Genomic DNA, 1,817 nt, shown 5'->3' with positions numbered 1-1,817 from the left:
GGCAAGAGATTTCGGCGGCGCGCAACAATCGGAATCGGAACCGGGCCGCCAGGATTCCTTCCGGAATGCCGACAGGCCTCAATCGATTCTTCGGCTAAATGGCGCCTGCGGCCTCAAAATGAGGGGAGACATGAGCGTCCGCTCGGCATTCCTTGTATTCTCGACCGTGTGGTCGAGATGGCGGTTTTGCTGGTAGTGGGACCGATCTTGGAGGCGGATCTACTGGGTAACCAGTATGGATTCCGTCCGGCGATGGACGCCAAAATGGCGGTTCGCAAAGCCTTCTGGCACATCACGGCCCATGGACGAGCGGAGGTGGTGGACGCTGATCTCAGCGACTACTTCACCTCGATTCCGCACGGCCCCTTGATGCGCTGCGTGAGCCGGCGAATTACGGACGGGAAACTCCTCTCCGTAATCAAAACCTGGCTCACGGCACCGGTAATCGAGCGTGACCAGCGCACGACCCGATGCACGACGGAGGCAAAGGACCGGCATCGGGGAACCCCCCAGGGCTCTCCGATTTCACCTTTGCTGGCGAATCTCTATTTCCGTCGCTTCCTCCTGGCCTGGGAAGCGTTCGGTCACCGCAAGCGACTCGACGCCCACGTCGTCAACTACGCCGATGACCTCGTCATCTGCTGCCGACCCGGAAACGGACCGGCAGCACTGGCGACGATGCGGCAACTGATGACGAGGCTCGGACTGACGGTGAACGAAGCCAAGACGCAACTGGTGCGACTCCCCGAGGGAAACTTCGATTTCCTAGGCTATTCCATCGGTTGTTTCTATGGCAAAGACGGCGTGCCTTTTATCGGCACGGTCCCGTCTCGGAAATCCGTCCACCGACTACTCCAACGAATCCACGACGCGACAACGCCATACAAGCATGCCGAAAGTCCAGAACTACGGGTCGCAGCAATCAATTCGCTGCTCCGCGGCTGGGCTGCGTACTTCAACCAGGGACCGGTTCTCCGGGTCTACAAAGTTGTGCGCTGGTACACCCAACGGCGTTTTCAACGCTGGTTGACACGACGAAGCGGACAAGCGGGCACCGGATATCGCCAATATCCGGATGAGTATCTCTACGAGACTCTCGGCCTCTATGCCTTACCGCTACGCCGCGCTGACCTGCCGAGCACGAAGGCCCAATGACGCAGGTGAAAGCTGGATGCGGGTGATCTGCACGTCCAGTTTGACGAGCGGCGACTGGAAACGGAGCTATGCCAGTTCGGATTGAGGGGGCGACGCGAAAGCGCCGCCGATAACCCACCGGAAGGCTAACGCCACCGCGCCAGTCGTCGACTCTACTGCTCGTGCCGGGCGGCAGGTGATGCACGGTGATGGCGAGGCCGAGTTCATCCGCCAGTTTCTGGAGTTCGATTTTCCACAATCGCACGCGTGAACCATTGCTGCCGCCGCCATCGGCGGTGATCGTGAGCGATGTCGCGTGCGGGTAACGCACGCTGCCCATCAACGACCACCAGCGCCTGATGGCATTGACCGCGAAGCTCGCCGTGTCATGGCCGACGCCGACGCTGACCCAGCCGGCGTTGTCGCCGATATCGTAAACGCCATAGGGCGCGGCGCGTCCAAGTTCTGGAATGAGGAAATCGTGCACACGCACTTGTTCAGGCGAACCTTTTGGAGCCCACTCGCGGCCGGCGTTCTTGAAATTGCCGACCAGCTCCTTTTTCTTGGTGTCGACGGAGATCGCTGGCTCACCCGCGTCGAGCGCCGCTTTCACGCGATCGTTGATATAGCGAAACTGCGCATCGCGATCTGGATTATGGGTTCCCTCGCGCGTCTTGCGGTTG

General features: G+C 60.3%; 1 protein-coding gene and 1 pseudogene. One reads left to right on the top strand and one right to left on the bottom strand.

What is annotated here, in order from left to right:
* Positions 1 to 1,155 (top strand): reverse transcriptase domain-containing protein (locus AiwAL_RS20090; protein WP_262313482.1); only part of this gene is annotated, 1,155 nt, incomplete at its 5' end.
* 157 nt (positions 1,156 to 1,312) lie between these two features.
* Here the strand turns inward: AiwAL_RS20090 and AiwAL_RS20085 are convergent.
* Positions 1,313 to 1,817 (bottom strand): annotated as a pseudogene (locus AiwAL_RS20085) (ISAzo13 family transposase); the annotation flags it as partial.

Source organism: Acidiphilium sp. AL (assembly GCF_025499445.1).
GTDB classification, from domain to species: domain Bacteria; phylum Pseudomonadota; class Alphaproteobacteria; order Acetobacterales; family Acetobacteraceae; genus Acidiphilium; species Acidiphilium iwatense.
The sequence above is the reverse complement of the archived record's forward strand: the minus strand, read 5'-3'. Positions and strand labels throughout refer to the sequence as shown.